This is a genomic window from Arcobacter sp. F2176 (assembly GCF_004116465.1).
GTDB lineage: Bacteria > Campylobacterota > Campylobacteria > Campylobacterales > Arcobacteraceae > Arcobacter > Arcobacter siniprincipis.
Window position 1 is genome coordinate 40,270 of record NZ_PDJV01000009.1, and the last position, 18,555, is coordinate 58,824.

Sequence of the window (18,555 nt, forward strand, 5' to 3'; positions counted from 1 at the left end):
CTATTTTGTTGAACATTATAGTTTATAAAAATTACAAGATGATTACATCTTAAAATGAAGCACTTATTGGTCTGTCTAGATTCTTTGAGTATTTTTTCATTACATTTAAAGTGTAATCAAAATTTGCTTTTTTTGAATTACATGAAATCTCAATAATAGCACAAGAACAAGATAAAAGTTCAAATATTCTGTCTTCTCCAAATCTATCTTTTCCTTTTATATGACCATTTATTTTGTCTATTTCACTATATAAGTTTTTCACAGACCATCTAAATTCATCTAAAACCTCTTTAGTTGTAAGATAAACCTCTTCAATATCATTATTTTTTATACCTATAAAAAAGTCATCTCCACCAATATGTGCTATAAATGTATCACTTGGATATTTTTTTTGTAAAAGTTCTGCAAATAATAGGATTGCTCTATCACCTTGTCTAAATCCATAAGTATCATTAAAAGGTTTAAAATTATCAAAATCAAAATATAAAATGTGTGAACTGTAATTATTCTTATTTTCTAAACTATCGTAAATAAATCTTTCAATTTGTTTATTTCCTGGTAGCCTTGTTAGTGGATTTTGGTTTTCTGCAATTTCTAAAGTTCTTTTATGTGAAAGTTGTAATAGAGACCTTAAATCAATAAAACCATGATATTTATTTGCTTTTGTAATAAATATCCCCGATGAATTTGGGTCTTGATTAAAGATTTGTAAGGCTTTATCAATTCCCCATGAGGCTTCTATTGAGATAACTGGTTTAACATATTTACTTATTTTTGAACTGTATGATTTATTTTGTGCTAAGGCTAATCCATATTGTGAGTATGAGATTTGTTTAATATCAACTTCATAAATAACACCAATAAAGTTATCATAATCATCTACTATTGGAACAAAACTACTGTGTGTATAATCTTTAAAATATAAAAATAAAGAGTGTAAAGATGAATTAATATTAAGAGGAACTATATTTTGTATAAATTCTTGCTCTATTGGAGCATTGTCATCTGCTCTTTTTTCATTTAATAGATATTTAACTATATCTTTGTATATAGGCTTTATTTCATCAATTTGTATAGTTGGCTTTTGTACTAAAAATCCTTGAATAAAATCTGCACCAATATTTTTACAAGTATAAAACTCTTTTAATGTTTCAACTCCTTCTGCTACAACTTTCATACCCATAATATGTGCCATATTTATAATAGAAGAACAAAATAATCTTTTTTTAGCATCACTATTTATATTTTCTATGAAAAATCTATCTATTTTTATTATATCTGCTTGCGAAAAGTATAATAATTTTAAACCTGAAACCCCAACTCCAAAGTCATCAATTGCAATAGTATAATTACTACTATTGTAATTATGTATCATTTCAATTAAGTCAGTTTGATCTTCTATTGTACCTCGTTCACTTAGTTCAAAGCAGATTATACTTTTAGGCAAGTTATATTTTTTTAAGATTTTTTTTGTATTACCTTTTGTATAGTTCTTTGCATGAATAGTTCTATTATCAAGGTTATAAAAAAGTTGTAAATTTTCAATGTTTATTTTAGAGAACTTTTCAATTGCTTTTTCTCTTAAGAGTAAGTCAAACTCATACAAGTAGTTTTCTTCATGTGCTAAATCAAAAATTTCATAAATATAGTTTATATTAGGTATCTTTTCTACATTTCTAAGCAAAGCTTCAACTGCAAAAATTTTACCAGAATGAGCATGTATAATAGGCTGAAAAGCATAATCGAGTTTTTCAACAATTGAATTCCATTTTATTTTCATATTTTAATCCTATTTATAGCCTTTTCTCTAATCGTTCGCGTAAAAAAGATAAAGGGCTATAACTAAAATCAAAAAAAGTTATAACTCTCTTTTTAATTTGTAAATTTTGAAATATTTTTATTAATGTGTTTTAACAGATGAAAGTGTATTTTAAAATGATTACATTTTGATTACGAAAGTAGATAAAAAAGTGAAACTAATGGATTATAATCCATTAGCCTCAATTGCTCTTGATTGTGCATCTGTGATTAATGGGTCTATGATTTCATCAAATACTCCATCATTCATAACTGCTTCAAGTCTGTATAATGTTAGGTTAATTCTATGGTCACTTATTCGGCCTTGTGGGTAATTATAAGTTCTAATTCTACCACTTCTATCACCAGTTCCAACTTGTTCTTTTCTGCTGGCACCTTCTGAGTCCATTTTTTCTTGCATTTGAATGTCATAAAGTCTAGCTTTTAGAACTTTCATTGCTTTATCTTTATTTTTATGTTGAGATTTTTGGTCTTGGTTGGTTACCACAAGTCCTGAAGGAATATGTGTAATTCTAACCGCAGAGTCTGTTGTATTTACAGATTGTCCACCATTTCCACTAGCTCTCATAACATCAATTTTTAAATCACCTGGATCGATTTCAACTTCTACATCGTCAACTTCTGGCATAACTGCTACAGTAATTGCTGAAGTATGAACTCTTCCTTGAGATTCTGTTGCGGGAACTCTTTGAACTCTATGTGTTCCACTCTCATATTTTAGTCTTGAATAAACCTGTTCACCTTTAAATAAAGCTACGATTTCTTTGTATCCACCTGCTTCATTTTCACTTTGGTTCATTATCTCAACTTTCCACCCTTTTAGTTCCGCATATCTTAAGTATGCTCTAAATAGGTTTCCTACAAATATTCCTGCTTCGTCCCCACCTGCACCAGCTCTTAGTTCTATAAAAATATTTTTATTATCATTAGGATCTTTAGGAATCATAAGAACTTTTATTTCTTCTTCAATAGAGGGTTTTCTAACCTCTAAATCTCTAAGTTCCTCTTTTGCTAATTCTCCTAATTCTGGATCATCAAATAACAATCTGTTATCTTGAATATCATTTAATACACTTATATATTCTTTAGCTTTATTTACAATTGGTTCAATTGCCGACTGTTCTTTTGAAAGTGCAGTCATCCTTTTTATGTCTGAAGAGATATCTGGAGAAGCTAATAGTCCATTAATCTCCTCATATCTATCAATAAATAGTTGTAATTTATCTTGTAACATATTTTATAGTATGTATAAGCAAATAAATAAAATTAACTACCATATTTTTATGATAGTAAAATTTTATTAAAGTGCGTTAACTTTAACTTGTAGTCTACTAACTTTTCTAGCAGCAGTTCCTTTTTTAAGGATACCTTTTGCAATACAATGGTGCATGTATTTATTAGCAGTTTTCATAGCAACAGTTGCTTTTTCTTTGTCATTAGCCTCAACTGCAGATAATACATCTTTAGTTATGTTTTTAATTCTTGTTTTATAAAATCTGTTTCTCTCAGTTTTTACTAACGTTTGTTTAGCTCTTTTAGCCGAAGATTTGTGGTTTGCCATTTTTAACCTCTTTATAATTTTTTTAAGGCTAGAATACTAGCCAAATAACTTTAAAGTAAGTTTAAATTAAGTTTAATTTTAGGATTTTTCATGAAACTATTTGGTACTGATGGTGTAAGAGGACAAGCGGGGTCATTTTTAGATGCAATGACTGTAATGAAACTAGCAATGGCTGCTGGAATATTTTTTAGAAAGAATTCATATACAAACAAAATTTTAGTAGGAAAAGATACTAGAAGAAGTGGATATATGATTGAAAATGCACTTGTATCTGGACTGACGGCCGTAGGATATGATGTTATACAAATAGGACCAATGCCAACTCCTGCTATTGCATTCTTAACAGAATCAATGAGATGTGATGCTGGAATTATGATATCTGCTTCACATAATCCTTTTGAAGATAATGGAATCAAGTTTTTTGATCATAATGGAAATAAGCTAGGACTTGATTGTGAAAAAGCAATAGAAGAATTATTTTTTGATGAAGAATCGATAATTCAAGCTCAAAAAACAGGAAAAGAAATAGGAGCATCAAAAAGAATTGATGATGTTATTGGAAGATATATTGTATCAATTAAAAGTTCATTTCCAAAAGATTTAACATTGAGTGGACTTAGAATTGTTCTTGACTGTGCAAATGGAGCAGCGTATAAAGTTGCACCAACTATTCTTGAAGAACTAGGTGCTGAAGTCTTTACAATAAATGCAAAACCAAATGGATTTAATATCAATGAATTAAGCGGTGCGATGTATCCTGAAAATGTTTCAAAAGTTGTAAAGGAAGTAAGAGCTGATATTGGATTAGCTTTAGATGGTGATGCTGATAGACTGGTTATAATAGATGAAAATGGTGATACTGTTGATGGGGATAAACTATTAGGTGCCTTATGCGTCTATCTAAGCAACAAGGGACTTTTAAAAGGTGAAGCTTGTGTTGCTACAGTTATGAGTAATAAAGCCTTAGAGGACTACCTAGACTCTTTTGACTTGAAACTAAATAGAACAGATGTTGGTGATAAAAATGTTTTAGTAAATATGAAAGAAAATCACATCAATTTTGGAGGTGAGCAAAGTGGACATGTTATTTTCTCTGATGTTTCAAAAACAGGAGATGGTTTAGCAACTGCACTTCAAGTATTGGCATATGTTTTAGAAAGTGGGAAAAAAGCTAGTGAAGCTTTAAATAAATTTGAGCTTTATCCACAAGTACTAAAAAATCTAAAAGTAAATGAAAAAATTCCTTTAGATAAAATTGAAGGTTTAAAAGAACTTCAAGCAGAAATCAAATCTAAAGGTATGAGAGATTTAATTAGATACTCTGGAACTGAAAATAAATTAAGAGTTTTAATTGAAGGTAGAGATAAAAAACTAGTAAACGAGTACATGGATAAACTAATAGAGTTTTTAAATAAAAAACTATGAATAGAAAGTTAACTGTTTCCCTAATAATTTTTATATTATTAGTTTTAATAGATCAAGCTATTAAATATGGTTTTGTGTTTTTAAATTTTGGTTTTGAAAGTGATTGTATTTCCTTAGTTCTTGCATACAATTATGGTGTTGCATTTTCTATGTTTGAATTTTTGAGTGAATATTTAAAATTTATACAATTAACACTTATAGCTTCTATATTGATTTATTTATATTTAAATAAAGAAGTATTTGTGAAATACTATATTCCTGTTTCAATACTACTAGCAGGTGGTTTGTCTAATATTTTAGATAGATTTACTTATGGGGCAGTTGTTGATTATGTTTATTGGCATTGTGGTTTTGATTTTGCAATATTTAATTTTGCAGATGTAATTATAGATTTTGCTATTGCAATAATTTTATATATGCAGTATAAACAATATAAAGAAGATAAAAAAAGAGCTTAAAAGAGTTTTTGAAAGCTAAACAGATTTTAGCTATAATCGAGCAAATTAAAAAAGATAAGTTTAATAAAGAGAGAAAAGATGGGTCAAACAATTACAGAAAAAATTTTTAGCGAACATGTAGGACATGAAGTTTACGCAGGTGAGATTGTAAGAAGTCCAATTGATATGGTTATTGGAAATGACATTACAACTCCTATTTCTATTAGAGCATTTGAAGAGGGTGGTTTTGAAAAATTAGCAAACCCAGATGGTTTTGCAATTGTACTTGATCACTTTATTCCTGCAAAAGATATTGCATCGGCAAATCAAGCAAGAATTTCAAGAGATTTCGCAGAAAAACATAATTTAAAACTATTTTTTGATGAAAAAGATATGGGAATCGAACATGCACTTTTACCTGAAAAAGGATTAGTATTACCAGGTGATGTTATTATTGGTGCTGATTCACATACCTGTACACATGGTGCATTAGGTGCATTTTCTACAGGTATGGGAAGTACTGATATTTCTTTTGGAATGATTACTGGTGGAAACTGGTTTAAGGTACCTGAGTCTATTAAAGTAGTATTCAAAGGGAAACCAGGTCCTTATATTACTGGAAAAGATTTAATCTTAGAGATTATTAGAATACTTGGAGTTGATGGAGCTTTATATAAAGCTTTAGAATTCACAGGTGATTCAATTAAATATCTAAGTATGGATGATAGATTCTCTTTATGTAATATGGCTATTGAAGCAGGGGCTAAAAATGGTATTGTTGCATATGATGAAGTTACAAAAGAATTCTTAGATAGCAGAGACAGTTTAAGAGCTGAACCAAAAATTCATTACTCTGATGAAGATGCAACATACTGTCAAGAGATTGTTATAGATGTTGAAGCTTTAAATCCAGTAATTGCATATCCATTTTTACCATCAAATGGACACAGTGTAAATCAAGCTGTTGAAGATAATATTAGAGTTGACCAAGTATTTATTGGAAGCTGTACAAATGGAAGATTATCTGATTTTAAAGTGGCTGCCCAATTACTTGAAGGTAAAAAGGTTGCAAGACATGTAAGATTAATCTTAACTCCAGGAACTCAAAAAATATTGAGGGAAGCTACAAAACTTGGATATATTGATACTTTAGTTGATGCAGGGGGAGTTGTTTCAAATCCTACTTGTGGAGCATGTTTAGGTGGATATATGGGAATCTTAGGTGATGATGAGGTTTGTATTTCTACTACAAATAGAAACTTTGTTGGAAGAATGGGATCTCGAAGTTCAAAAATATATTTATCAAATACGGCAGTTGCTGCTGCAAGTGCAATAAGTGGTTATATCACTGACCCTAGAAGTTTATAATGAAAACACCACAATTTGATATACCTTGTGTAATCCTTTGTGGTGGGAAAAGTTCACGAATGGGAGAAGACAAAGCTCTTCTTCCTTTTTCTAATTACAACACTCTTGCTCAGTATCAATTTGATAGATTAAAACCCCATTTTAAAAATATCTACTTATCTTCAAAAACTAATAAATTTGATTTTCTAAAAAGTGATGAAAACATAATATTTGATAATATTTCAGGTGAAAGTTCACCTTTGATAGCTTTAAAAAGTATCTTAGAAACTATAAAATCTGACAACGTTTTTGTTATAACAGTAGATACTCCCTTTGTAAAAATTGAGACAATGGAAAAACTTATAAATGAAAGTTTGAGTAATAGTACAATTGCAATAACATCAAGAGAGCATAATTTATGTGGAGTTTATAAAAAATCTTGCCTGCCAATAATAAATGAAATGATAAAAGAAAATAATCACAAAATAGGTTTTTTACTGAAAAAAATAGAACTAAAAAAAATCGAGTTTTTTGATGAAAATGAATTTTTAAATTTAAATAAAAAAGAAGATTACCAAAAAGCACTTTCTCTTATATAAAAATTGTACATAAAAAAAGGGGTTTGAAATTAATCAAACCCCTTTTTTATTTTTGCAAATTTAAAATTATTTTGCTAATGCTGCTTTAGCTGCTGTTGCAACTGTTGTAAATGCTGCTGCATCATTCATTGCCATATCAGCTAATATTTTTCTATCTAGTTCAATTCCAGCTAATTTAACACCGTTCATGAATCTTGAATAGTTGATATCATTTAATCTACAAGCTGCATTAATTCTGATAATCCATAGCTTTCTAATATCTCTTTTTTTCTGTCTTCTATCTCTGTATGCGTATACTAAAGATCTTTCTAATTGTTCTTTTGCTTTTCTAAAGTGTTTGCTTCTACCTGCGAAGAAACCTCTTGCCGCTTTTAGAACTTTTTTATGTCTTCTTCTTCTAACTATACCAGTTTTAACTCTAGGCATTTTATTCCTTTCTTAACCATATATTTTGTTTAATATTGGTGTCGGCTATTGCCGAACTTGTCCACATACTTGTGGAGGGACTTGTAATTAAATTTCTTTAATTACGCTTTACACAACATTCTTCTAACTCTTGTAGCATCAGTGCTATCAATAGTTTGAGGTCCTCTTAATGCCACTTTTCTTTTTCTTGACATTTTTGTTAAGATGTGACTTCTAAATGCTGAACCACATTTAATTGAACCATTTTTTTTCACTTTAAATCTTTTTAAAGCTCCACTAACTGATTTCATTTTAGGCATGGATTTCTCCTTTCTTAAATTTGCATTCTTCTTCGATATTAGAAAAAGTTTGTGATTATAGTAAAAATAAGCTTTAGATAAGTTTAAGTTAGTTTGAAGTTTTTGTAGAAAGAGGAATTATCTCTTTCTACTTAAGTGGAAATTAGTCTTTTTTAGGAAGAACCATCATGTTTACAAATCTTCCTTCAAGTTTTGGTTCAGAATCTCTATCCCCATAATCTTCTAGCATAGGCCATACTTTTTCAAGTACTTCTGCTCCAGCTTCAGGATGAGCCATCTCTCTACCTTTTAGAAATACTCTACATTTTACATGAAATCCTTTTTCAAGGAATTCAATTGCATGTTTAACTTTATAGTTAATATCATTTTCAGCAATTTTAACAGAAAATTTCACTTCTTTTAGAACAATCACTTTTTGATTTTTTCTAGCTTCTTTTTTCTTTTTTTCTTGTTGATATTTGAATTTACTATAATCCATTATTTTTGCAACAGGTGGTTTACCTTCTGGTGCAATTAGAACTAAATCAAGACCTTGTTCATCCGCAGTTTTTAAAGCATCTGCTGTTGAGATGATACCATAGTTAGTACCATCGTCACCCATACATCTAACTTCCTTAGCTGTAATGTCGTCATTCATTATAACATCGTCTTTTTTATTTCCTCGACTCAAATTTCACTTCCTTTATTAATTTCATTTAACATTTGGATAAATTCATTTTTACCCATGTTTGATTGTTCTCTTTTTCTTCTATCTCTTAGTGCTACAGTTTTGTTTTCAACTTCTTCATCTCCAATTACTACAATCATTGGAACTCTTTGTTTTTCTGCCATTCTGATTCTTTTGTTTAAACTTTCATTCATACTGAAAATTTTAGAATCGATGCTATTTTGTAAAAGCTCTTTTTGTAGCTCTTTTGCATACTCATTATGAGTATCCGCAATTGGTACAAAAATAACTTGTGTAGGAGCAATAACAAATGGAAACTCACCTGCACAGTGTTCTGTTAATATACCAATAAATCTTTCAAAAGAACCTAAAATGGCTCTATGAATCATAACTGGTTGTTCTTTCTCACCTTTTTCATTGATAAATTCAGCATTGAATCTTGAAGGTAAGTTCATATCAACTTGAACAGTTCCACATTGCCATTTTCTTCCAATAGCATCTAGAATTTTAATATCAATTTTAGGACCATAAAATGCTCCACCACCTTCATCAATACCATATGTGATATTGTTTTCATCAAGTGCATCCATGATACCTTTTGTAGTTTTTTCCCAAAAAATATCATCACCGATTGCTTTTTCCGGTTTTGTAGAAACTTCGATTTCATATTTAAAATCAAATAGTTTAAGTAATGCATCAACGAATTCTAAAACTTCAAAGATTACTGATTTTATTTGATCTTGTGTACAAAATATATGTGAATCATCTTGAGTAAATTCTCTAACTCTAAATAATCCATGCATTGCACCACTCATCTCATGTCTATGAACAACCCCATACTCAAAAAGTTTTTTTGGTAGGTCTTTATATGATACCAAATTATTTTTGAATATTTGAATATGTCCAACACAGTTCATTGGTTTGATACCATATTCTTGTTCATCAATAGTAGTAAAATACATATTCTCTTTGTAGTTTGCATAGTGACCTGATATTTTCCACATCTCAGATTTTAAGATTTCTGGACCACGAACTGGTTCATATCCTCTTATTCTGTGAGCTTTGTATAAGATATGCTCTAATTTTGATCTAAGTCTTGCCCCATTTGGTAGCCACATAGGAAGACCTGCTCCTACTTCATCACTAAATGTGAAAAGTTCAAGTTCTGTTCCTAGTTTTCTATGATCTCTTTTTTTAGCTTCTTCTAACATTTTCACATAATCAAAAAGTTCTTGTTTATCAAAAAATGCAATACCATAAATTCTAGTAATCATCTCATTTTTTTCATCACCACCAAGATAAGCACCAGCTACTCTTGTTAGTTTAAAACTTCTTATCATTCTAGTATTTGGTAAATGTGGACCTCTACATAAATCCTCAAAATCACCTTGTTTGTACATCGTCAGAGTCTCATCTGTAATTCTTGATAATACAGCTTGTTTTAGTTCATCACTATTAAATTTTTGTGAAATCTCTTCTCTTGATGCTTCGTATCTTTCAATAGGTAGTTTAGCATTTGCTAACTCTTTCATTTTCTTTTCAATTTTAGGTAAGTCTTCATCTGATATTTTTGATTCAACTTTAAAATCATAGTAAAAACCTTCACTTACAACAGGTCCTACAAAAAATTTAGCTTCTGGATATAACTCTTTGATAGCTTGTGCCATAAGATGGGCACATGAGTGTCTTAAAATCTCTAAAGATTCTTTAGAGTTATCGGCTTTTATTACCTCTCCTTGAATATTCAAAGCTTCCGCAGTTTGAAGGTCATAAATTTGACCATCATTTAATACGCCAATCGGTTCCAATAATTTCCTTTTTCATTAAGTTTTTTATAAAATTTATATATTTTAACTTAATTAGACTTAAAAAACTTTAGAGTTGTGCTTATTTAGAATACTTTAGATAAAATTGTGTATGATTATTAACTTATCTAAAATAAAAACAGAAGCACTCTTACTCTTATGTAAGGACATTATAACATCTTATGAAAATATTGAAGATGAAAAATTTGAAATTGATGATGAAATAAATATTTATATAAAAGATACTTCTAAAGATATTTTAAAAGAGTTAAAAAGAGTTACAAAAGAAAATGACTATTATTTAAATAATAAAAATTCATATACAATTTCTGCCATATTGCAAGCTTATAATTTTTTAAATTTAGAGTTATCAAAGGAGTTAAAAGAAGGTGTATCTTTCAATCCCTCTATGCTTTATATATCGCTTTTATCGATGTGGTTTAAGGAGCTAGGAAAAGAATCAAAATCAAAAGAATATATCTATTTTTTGCTATATCCTTATTCTATAACTTATGATAAATTATTATTAAATATAAAAGATGAGAAATTTAAAGTTTTAAATATAAAAATGATAGATATAGCAGAACGAGTAATTTTAAAATATAACAAATACACACTAAAATAAATTGGAACCAAATGAAATATTATGCTATAAAAAATATTGTTGAATATTTAAATGCAAATTGTAAAATAATAAGACAAATAAGAAGAGTAGAAAACAACACTATTTTTATTGAGTTTAATGACAGAAATGTAATATATTTTGATATGGCAAAAAGCAATAGCTTAATATATAAAAAAGATGAAAAGATTTCATCACAAAAAGATTTTATCGCACCTTTTGATACTATTTTACAAAAAAGATTTAATAACTCAAGAATAAAAAATATCACAATGCACAATGATGATAAGATTATTCGAATCTATGTAAATTCAAAATCTTCATATAAAGAATTAACTACAGTTTTACAGTTTGAATTTACAGGGAAACATACAAATATCATCATTTTGGATGAAAATGAAATAATCCTAGAAGCCCTAAGACATATAGATGAGTTTAGCTCTTCTAGGATTGTAAAAGTTGGTGAAAAATTAGATGAAATACCAAAACAAACTTTTATACCTAAAATGGAAGAGATAAAAGATACAGAAGAGTTCTTACTTAATAATTATTTTGAAAAAGAACAGAGTTCTTTAACCAGTTTAAAAAAACAAAAAATATCACAAATAGAGAAAAACCGTACTAAATTATTAAAAGTGTTAAAAACTTTGCCACAAAAAGATGAATTAGAAAAAGAATCACAACTTTTATACGAAAAAGCAAATTTGATTTTGAGTAATTTACACCTAATAAAACCATATGAAAAAAGTGCAAAACTAAATAATTATGATGGAAGTGTTGTAGAAATTGATTTAAGTGAGTGTAGTAATCCTTCTATTTATGCAAATAGCCTTTTTAAAAAAGCAAAAAAACTAAAACAAAAAAGTTTGCATATTTCTATAGAAAAAGAGAATTTAGGAAAAAAATCTGAGTTTTTAAATAGAATGATTTCAAATATAAAACTTTGTAAGTCTATTGATGAAGTAGAATTTTTACTTCCAAAAAAACAAAGAAATCAAACAAAAACAAAAAAGCAAGAGCCATTTGAGAGTTTTTTCTTCGATGGATACAGAATACTTCTAGGAACGGATGAGCGTTCAAATATATTTTTACTTCAGAATTCAAAAGCAAGTGACTTTTGGTTTCATATGCAAAGTACAAACTCTTCACATGTAATAGTACAAAATACGAAAAAGACACTACCCATAGATGTTATATATAAAGCAGCAGAATTATGTGTAAAATTTTCAACAGATTTTAGTGGGAAATATTTAGTTGATTTTACTCAAAGAAGAAATGTAAAAGTTCAAAATGGGGCAAATGTTTTATATAATCCCTATGATACAATCGATGTACATATTTAAATAAAATAGACTCAAAATAAGCCTTAAAAAGTTTATTTACAAAATAGAAAGAAAACTTAAGATAAAATATGAAAAAATCAAAGGTTTTCAATGTATGAGTTAATTTCTTCAAGTTCAACGAGAATAAAAACAGCACTTGTTTTATTTGCCGTATTTATTCTAGTAAGTTATATAAATACTATGTTTGTAACTTGGCTTTTTCTTGGTGCTTTTATGATCGTGGGTATTGATGAAGCGATGAATCTTTTCAAAGTAAAAGATTCAACAGTCTTTCAATATGCCGCTATTACTTGGATTATCGCTTATTTTTATCCTTATCCTGAAATATTAGTTTTAATAGCTTTAGTAATTTTTGCTTCTAATTTAGCTTATAAAAGAGATATGGATAAAAAAGTATTTCTTCCTTTCTTATATCCACTTATCTCATTTCTAACACTTTTAACTTTATATAATGAGTATGGAATAGGAGTTCTTTGGTGGATGTTATTTGTGGTAGCTTCTGCTGATGTTGGAGCTTATTATGTAGGTCGTGCTTTTGGGAAAACAAAATTTTGTGAAACAAGTCCAAATAAGACTCTAGAGGGTGTAGCTGGAGGTATCATTTTAGCAGCTATTTTAGGTCCAATATTTGCAATTGATGGAATAACTTATATGGGGACTTTAGTTATTTCTATAGTAGTTGCTATTTCATCTATTTTTGGTGACTTATTTGAAAGTTATCTAAAAAGAGAAGCAGAAGTTAAAGATAGTGGGAGTATTTTACCAGGTCATGGTGGAGTATTAGATAGAACAGATGGTTTCTTATTTGCTTCTGTTGTGATGTTAGTTTTATTAAGAGCTATACTTTGATAATATTAGGTAGTACTGGTTCTATTGGAGTTAATACTCTACATATCGCACAAAAATTTAACCTAAATATCGATGTTTTAGTTGCAGGGAAAAATATAGATTTACTTAATGCTCAAATAAAACAGTTCAATCCTAAAACCGTAGTAATCGCTTCTAAAGATGATATTTCAAAAGTAAATCATACAAATGTATCTTATGGGGAAGAAGCAATTCTAAATGCAATTGAACAATCAGATGCTAAGACAGTTGTAAATTCACTTGTAGGATTTTTGGGATTAAAACCTACACTTAAAGCAATCAAATGTGGTAAAAAAGTAGCTTTGGCAAATAAAGAATCACTAGTAGTAGCTGGTGCTTTTATAGACCAAAATAATCTTATACCAATAGATAGTGAACACTTTGGATTATGGTATTTACTTCAAGATAAAAAAATAGACTCTATGATAATAACTGCTAGTGGTGGATCATTTAGAGATTATCCATTAGAGAAGTTAAAAAATGTATCTATAAAAGAGGCTTTAAATCATCCAAATTGGTCAATGGGGAATAAAATCACAATAGATAGTGCAACCATGACAAATAAGGTTTTTGAACTACTTGAAGCAAAATGGCTTTTCGATACAACAAAACTAGATGCAATAATAGAGACAAAATCATTAATTCATGCACTTATTAATTTTGCTGATGGAAGTACAACAGCTCACATAGCAAATGCAAATATGCAACTTCCTATCTCATATGCTGTTTTAGGAAAAGTTGATGAAAATATACTTAAACATATAGATTTAGTAGAAGTTGGAACTTTAGAATTTAAAAAAATAGAAGAGCAAAGATACCCAATCTGGGGTATAAAAGATGAAATTCTAAAAAATCCCAATTTAGGTGTAGTAATAAATGCTGCAAATGAAGTTGCAGTTTCAAAATTCTTAAATGAAAAAATAGGATTTTTAGATATCTCAAAAATTACCCTTGATGCAATAAACCATTTTCACAATGTAAATCCAAGTTCATTAGAAGAAATCTTTGCTTGGGATAAAGAAGTTAGGGCTTATTGTGAGTCTTGATTTAATGATTCCTTTTGGAATACTTTTAGTTTTAGTTGTGTATTTAATCTTTACAAGAACAAAGTTTGAAAAAGAGACAATTAAAGATTATGAAGCAAAGTTTGAAAACTGGAAAGTCCATGCAAAATCAGAAGAAAAAGAAGTTCAAGAGTCAAAAAAAGAGTTAGTTGGACTTGTGTTTAAAAAAAATGGTAAAATAGACATAGAACTTTTTGATGAACTTACAAATGATAGAATTCAAAAAGGAAAATTTAACTCAAAGATAAGAGAATGAAATATTTACTACTCATAATATCGTTAATAGCAGTTTTAAATGCAGCCTCTTTACATAGAGACAATGATAGAAATATCGTAATAGATGATGCAAATAAATTAGTTTGGATGGATAGTGAACAAAATGTTACAAATTATCTAACTCATCCAGATGCCCAAGATTATTGTGATAAGTTATCTTATGCAGGCTTTGATGATTGGCGTTTGCCAGATATTGAAGAGTTTGCTCTAATAGTTGATAAAAAAAATACCAAAAAAAATATAAATAGAGCTTTTAAATATAGTCTAAGTGACGGTTATTGGGCAAGTACAGCTCACTGGAGAACTTTGTGGTTTTATGCTGATTATATGTATTTTGTAAGTGGAACAGCATATTATGATAGTAGACACAAACTAAAATTAGTTAGATGTGTAAGAAGTAAATAAAAAAGGTAAAAAGTGAATAAAAGAGTTTTGATATTACATGGTTTGGGAGGAAGTGATTTCCCCCATTGGCAAGCACATTTAGCAAGTGACTTGATAAAAGATAATTATATTGTATCTTTTCCTGCTTTTCCAAGTAGAGATAACCCTGATTTAAGTGAGTGGAAAGAGTTTTTAAAAAAAGAGATTAAACATTTCAAGCCTGATATTGTAGTTTGTCACTCTTTGGCAAATGTACTTTGGTTTCATACTTGTAGTGAACTTGACATAAGTCTTGATAAACTTATGTTAGTAGCCCCTGTTAGTAGAAATAGAATCGTAAAAGAAGCACAAAGTTTTTATCCATATCCTATTGTAAAAGATTTAAAAGCAAAAGAGATAATAATGGCAGCTTCAACAAATGATCCATATATGGAAATAGAAGAAGCAATAAAATTACAAACAGAGTTAAATGTTGGTATGAAAATAATGGAAAATGCAGGACATATAAATGCAGCTTCTGGATTTGGAAAACTTGACTGTGCACTAGATTGGATAAAAAGAGAAGAGACTGGTGAGGAAAATGCTAAATGATTCTTAGTATCGAATCTTCTTGTGATGATAGCTCTATAGCTATAACTGAAATAGATACAAATAGACTTGTTTATCACAAAAAAATATCCCAAGAACTTCAACATAGTGTTTATGGTGGAGTTGTACCTGAACTTGCTGCAAGACTTCATGTGGAAGCTTTACCCAAAATACTTGAAGAGTGCAAAGAATATTTCCCAAAACTAAAAGCAATCGCAGTTACAAATGCCCCAGGACTATCTGTTACACTTATGGAAGGTGTAACTATGGCAAAGGCTTTGGCTATCTCTTTAAATCTTCCTTTAATAGCTGTAAATCATCTAAAAGGACATATTTATTCACTTTTTATTGAAAAAGATTCAATTTTGCCTTTAACTGTGCTTTTAGTTTCTGGTGGACATACGCAAATTATAGAAGTGAACTCTTTAGTTGATATGAAAATCTTAGCTAGTACTATGGATGATAGTTTTGGTGAGAGTTTTGATAAAGTTGCCAAGATGTTAGACTTAGGTTATCCAGGTGGTCCTGTTATTCAAGAACTCTCTTTTAATGGAGATGCTCAAAAGTTTGATTTTCCCGTACCTCTTAGACAAAGTCCTAAAATAGAGTTTTCATATTCAGGTTTAAAAAATGCAGTTAGAGTTGAGATAGAAAAACAAGGAACTTTAAGTGATGAGATAAAAGCAGATATTTGTGCTTCATTTCAAAAAACAGCAGTTGAGCATATCATGCAAAAATTAAAAAAACTTTTCAAACAAAATGCTCCTAAAAACTTTGCAATAGTAGGAGGGGCAAGTGCAAACACTTGCTTAAGAGGTGAGGTTGAAAATCTTTGTGGGAAATATGGAACAGCTTTGATGTTAAGTGAACTTAAATATTGTAGTGACAATGCAGCTATGATAGGAAGAGTCGCAGTTGAGCAATATAAAGTAGGCGATTTTATATCTATAGATGAACTTGATGTTCAAACAAGAGTAAAGGTATTTTAATGATATTTGAAATGGGTGCAAAATTAGGTGGCGATAGTTTTGATACAAAAAAAGAAGATAAGAAAAAAAAGCCATCAAATAAAATAGAGCCAAAAAATTCTCATCAATTGGTATTTACCTATGAAAAAAGAAAAGGTAAACCAGTTACTTTAGTGGGAAGATTTTGTATAAGCGAAGATGAAAAAAAAGAGGTACTAAAACTTCTAAAGAAAAAGCTTGCATGCGGTGGAGCTATAAAAGAAGAGTGGATAGAGTTACAAGGTGATGTAAAACAAAAAATAATAGAAATCTTATCAAAAGATGGATGGAAATTTAAAAACAAATAAAGAAGTATGCCATGAAAAAAGTATTTGATGAAGTTGGAACTTTAGATAAAAGATGTTACGAAGAGTTTGGTTTAACAGAAGATATACTAATGGAACATGCTGCATCTAGCATGGCAAGATTTTGTGAAGAGAAGTTTGAAGATGAAAGTACTATTCTTGTTGTCTGTGGTCCTGGAAATAATGGAGCTGATGGGATAGCCTTAGCTAGACTTTTATATAAAAAATTTGATGTAAAGCTTTATCTTCCTTTTGGTGCAAAATCTCAAATGGCACAATTACAAGAAAAAAGAGCAAAACTTTTAGGAATAGAAGAGATAGATTTTGTGTGTAGTTGTGATGTTGTGATTGATTGTCTGTTTGGAAGTGGTTTAAATAAAGATTTAGATGAGAATTCAATTGAACTTTTAAAAAGAGTAAATTACCTAGACGCTTATAAAATAGCTTGTGATATTCCAAGTGGAATAAACAGTTTGGGACAAATAAATAGTGTGGCTTTTAAAGCTGATACAACTATTACTATGGGTGCTTACAAAAAGTCTTTATTTTCTGATATATCTAAAAACTATGTGGGCGAAATTATTGTCGCTAATTTAGGAGTTCAAAGGGAAGTTTATGAGGCTAGTTCTAATACCTTTTTATTAGAAAAGTCTGATATGAAACTTCCATTTAGAAAAGATAAAAACTCACATAAGGGAACCTTTGGTCATGTGGGTATTATCATGGGTGAAAAATGTGGGGCAGGAAGAATTGCTTGTGATGCTGCTTTTAAATTTGGTGCTGGTTTAGTAACTGCTGTTTGTCACAAGGAGTTAACTTTACCTTATCATATTATGCAAAGTCATTTTATACCTGAAAATTGTACAGCCTTAGCCATTGGAATGGGATTAGGAAAGTATGAAAATGCAGAGATAGAAGATATTTTGACTTTAAAAATTCCAAAAGTTGTAGATGCTGATTTATTTTATGAAGAGTTATTAGTGGAGAATTTAAATAAAGAACTTGTTTTAACTCCACATCCAAAAGAGTTTTGCTCTCTTTTGAAGCTTTGTAATATCGCTGATATTAGTGTAAATACTTTACAAAAGGATAGATTCAAATATATAGAGTTGTTTACAAAAAAATATCCAAATGTTACTTTACTTTTAAAAGGTGCAAATACGATTATCGCAAAAGCTGAAAAAAGATATATAAATAATCATGGCACACCAAATTTAAGCAAAGGTGGAAGTGGAGATGCTTTATCTGGACTTATAGTTTCACTTTTAGCACAAGGTTATAACTCTTTAGATGCAACAATAACTGCATCCTTGGCACATAGTTTTGCAGCAAGTAATTTTGCTAAAAACTCTTATGCCTTAACTCCACAAGATATTATCGATGAGGTTACAAAATTATGAAAATATGTATTATTCAAACAACATGTAAAGATATCCAAGAAGCTAAAACTATAGCAAAAATTTTACTTGACAAAAAACTTGCAGCTTGTATACAAATAAGCAGTATTGAGTCTTTATATATTTGGAAAGATGAACTTTGTGAGGATAAAGAGAAGCTTCTTTCAATCAAAACTAAAAAGAAAAACTTTAAAAAAATCCAAAGGGAAATAAAAGAAAATCATAGCTATGATTTGCCTGAAATTATATCTATTGATATAGAAAATGTTAGTAAAGAATATAAAAATTTTATAGGTGAAAGCTGTAAATAAGAAGTGA

At 29.2% G+C, this 18,555-nt stretch carries 22 protein-coding genes; 15 read left to right on the forward strand and 7 right to left on the reverse strand.

Translation table 11 applies throughout. The features are described 5' to 3' along the window. Positions 1–49 precede the first annotated feature (49 nt). The 3 genes from CRU95_RS09590 to rpsT all read right to left on the reverse strand — a co-directional run bounded on the left by CRU95_RS09590 (position 50) and on the right by rpsT (position 3,379). Positions 50–1,780: a bifunctional diguanylate cyclase/phosphodiesterase gene (locus tag CRU95_RS09590; protein WP_129100923.1), complete on the reverse strand. Its 1,731-nt coding sequence runs from the start codon at positions 1,778–1,780 to the stop codon at positions 50–52. A gap of 204 nt (positions 1,781–1,984) precedes the next feature. Further along, positions 1,985–3,052 carry a peptide chain release factor 1 gene (gene prfA, locus CRU95_RS09595; RefSeq protein WP_129100924.1) on the reverse strand — a complete coding sequence of 356 codons (1,068 nt, stop codon included), beginning with the start codon at positions 3,050–3,052 and terminating at the stop codon, positions 1,985–1,987. A gap of 66 nt (positions 3,053–3,118) precedes the next feature. Continuing rightward, complete coding sequence (gene rpsT, locus CRU95_RS09600) at positions 3,119–3,379, reverse strand: 30S ribosomal protein S20 (RefSeq protein ID WP_129100925.1); 261 nt, start codon at positions 3,377–3,379, stop codon at positions 3,119–3,121. A 90-nt stretch (positions 3,380–3,469) separates the two neighbouring features. On the opposite strand from rpsT, the gene glmM reads away from it, so the two are divergent. The 4 genes from glmM to mobA all read left to right on the forward strand — a co-directional run bounded on the left by glmM (position 3,470) and on the right by mobA (position 7,187). After that, on the forward strand, positions 3,470–4,804 hold the full coding sequence (glmM, locus tag CRU95_RS09605; RefSeq protein ID WP_129100926.1) for a phosphoglucosamine mutase: 1,335 nt from the start codon (positions 3,470–3,472) through the stop codon (positions 4,802–4,804). Continuing rightward, on the forward strand, positions 4,801–5,262 hold the full coding sequence (gene lspA, locus CRU95_RS09610) for a signal peptidase II (RefSeq protein ID WP_129100927.1): 462 nt from the start codon (positions 4,801–4,803) through the stop codon (positions 5,260–5,262). Before glmM ends, lspA begins: the two co-directional genes overlap by 4 nt. A gap of 78 nt (positions 5,263–5,340) precedes the next feature. Beyond that, positions 5,341–6,609, forward strand: a complete 1,269-nt coding sequence (locus CRU95_RS09615) for a 3-isopropylmalate dehydratase large subunit (RefSeq protein WP_129100928.1) — start codon at positions 5,341–5,343, stop codon at positions 6,607–6,609. Next, positions 6,609–7,187, forward strand: a complete 579-nt coding sequence (gene mobA / locus CRU95_RS09620) for a molybdenum cofactor guanylyltransferase MobA (RefSeq protein WP_129100929.1) — start codon at positions 6,609–6,611, stop codon at positions 7,185–7,187. Before CRU95_RS09615 ends, mobA begins: the two co-directional genes overlap by 1 nt. A 66-nt stretch (positions 7,188–7,253) precedes the next feature. Here the strand turns inward: mobA and rplT are convergent, their stop codons facing one another. The 4 genes from rplT to thrS all read right to left on the reverse strand — a co-directional run bounded on the left by rplT (position 7,254) and on the right by thrS (position 10,387). Beyond that, on the reverse strand, positions 7,254–7,613 hold the full coding sequence (gene rplT / locus CRU95_RS09625) for a 50S ribosomal protein L20 (RefSeq protein WP_013134114.1): 360 nt from the start codon (positions 7,611–7,613) through the stop codon (positions 7,254–7,256). Positions 7,614–7,714: 101 nt separating this feature from the next. Continuing rightward, the gene (gene rpmI / locus CRU95_RS09630; protein WP_013134115.1) at positions 7,715–7,912 is read right to left on the reverse strand and encodes a 50S ribosomal protein L35; all 198 of its coding nucleotides are present in this window, start codon (positions 7,910–7,912) and stop codon (positions 7,715–7,717) included. Positions 7,913–8,054: 142 nt separating this feature from the next. Further along, the gene (gene infC, locus CRU95_RS09635; protein ID WP_164969761.1) at positions 8,055–8,549 is read right to left on the reverse strand and encodes a translation initiation factor IF-3; all 495 of its coding nucleotides are present in this window, start codon (positions 8,547–8,549) and stop codon (positions 8,055–8,057) included. 29 nt (positions 8,550–8,578) lie between these two features. Beyond that, positions 8,579–10,387 (reverse strand): threonine--tRNA ligase, encoded by a 1,809-nt coding sequence (gene thrS / locus CRU95_RS09640; protein ID WP_129100931.1) that lies wholly within the window; start codon positions 10,385–10,387, stop codon positions 8,579–8,581. 109 nt (positions 10,388–10,496) lie between these two features. Here thrS and CRU95_RS09645 point away from each other — a divergent pair, with 109 nt between their 5' ends. From CRU95_RS09645 to cutA, 11 genes are all read left to right on the forward strand, one after another. Next, a complete protein-coding gene (locus CRU95_RS09645; protein ID WP_129100932.1) occupies positions 10,497–11,009 on the forward strand; it encodes a hypothetical protein in 513 nt (170 codons plus the stop codon). An 11-nt stretch (positions 11,010–11,020) separates the two neighbouring features. Next, positions 11,021–12,349, forward strand: a complete 1,329-nt coding sequence (locus tag CRU95_RS09650; protein ID WP_129100933.1) for an NFACT RNA binding domain-containing protein — start codon at positions 11,021–11,023, stop codon at positions 12,347–12,349. Between the two features lie 90 nt (positions 12,350–12,439). Continuing rightward, positions 12,440–13,198, forward strand: a complete 759-nt coding sequence (locus CRU95_RS09655) for a phosphatidate cytidylyltransferase (protein WP_129100934.1) — start codon at positions 12,440–12,442, stop codon at positions 13,196–13,198. Beyond that, positions 13,195–14,262, forward strand: coding sequence for a 1-deoxy-D-xylulose-5-phosphate reductoisomerase (dxr, locus tag CRU95_RS09660; RefSeq protein WP_129100935.1), 1,068 nt, complete (start codon positions 13,195–13,197; stop codon positions 14,260–14,262). The genes CRU95_RS09655 and dxr overlap by 4 nt, the downstream gene beginning before the upstream one ends. Then, complete coding sequence (locus tag CRU95_RS09665; RefSeq protein ID WP_129100936.1) at positions 14,252–14,536, forward strand: hypothetical protein; 285 nt, start codon at positions 14,252–14,254, stop codon at positions 14,534–14,536. The genes dxr and CRU95_RS09665 overlap by 11 nt, the downstream gene beginning before the upstream one ends. Next, positions 14,533–14,961 carry a DUF1566 domain-containing protein gene (locus tag CRU95_RS09670; RefSeq protein ID WP_129100937.1) on the forward strand — a complete coding sequence of 143 codons (429 nt, stop codon included), beginning with the start codon at positions 14,533–14,535 and terminating at the stop codon, positions 14,959–14,961. Before CRU95_RS09665 ends, CRU95_RS09670 begins: the two co-directional genes overlap by 4 nt. Positions 14,962–14,973: 12 nt before the next feature. Continuing rightward, positions 14,974–15,531, forward strand: coding sequence for an alpha/beta hydrolase (locus tag CRU95_RS09675; protein ID WP_129100938.1), 558 nt, complete (start codon positions 14,974–14,976; stop codon positions 15,529–15,531). Further along, positions 15,528–16,517: a tRNA (adenosine(37)-N6)-threonylcarbamoyltransferase complex transferase subunit TsaD gene (gene tsaD, locus CRU95_RS09680; protein ID WP_129100939.1), complete on the forward strand. Its 990-nt coding sequence runs from the start codon at positions 15,528–15,530 to the stop codon at positions 16,515–16,517. The genes CRU95_RS09675 and tsaD overlap by 4 nt, the downstream gene beginning before the upstream one ends. Beyond that, positions 16,517–16,843 (forward strand): translation initiation factor SUI1, encoded by a 327-nt coding sequence (locus CRU95_RS09685; protein ID WP_129100940.1) that lies wholly within the window; start codon positions 16,517–16,519, stop codon positions 16,841–16,843. Before tsaD ends, CRU95_RS09685 begins: the two co-directional genes overlap by 1 nt. A gap of 11 nt (positions 16,844–16,854) precedes the next feature. Continuing rightward, positions 16,855–18,240, forward strand: coding sequence for an NAD(P)H-hydrate dehydratase (locus CRU95_RS09690; protein WP_129100941.1), 1,386 nt, complete (start codon positions 16,855–16,857; stop codon positions 18,238–18,240). After that, positions 18,237–18,548 (forward strand): divalent-cation tolerance protein CutA, encoded by a 312-nt coding sequence (gene cutA, locus CRU95_RS09695; RefSeq protein WP_129100942.1) that lies wholly within the window; start codon positions 18,237–18,239, stop codon positions 18,546–18,548. The genes CRU95_RS09690 and cutA overlap by 4 nt, the downstream gene beginning before the upstream one ends. Positions 18,549–18,555 lie beyond the last annotated feature (7 nt).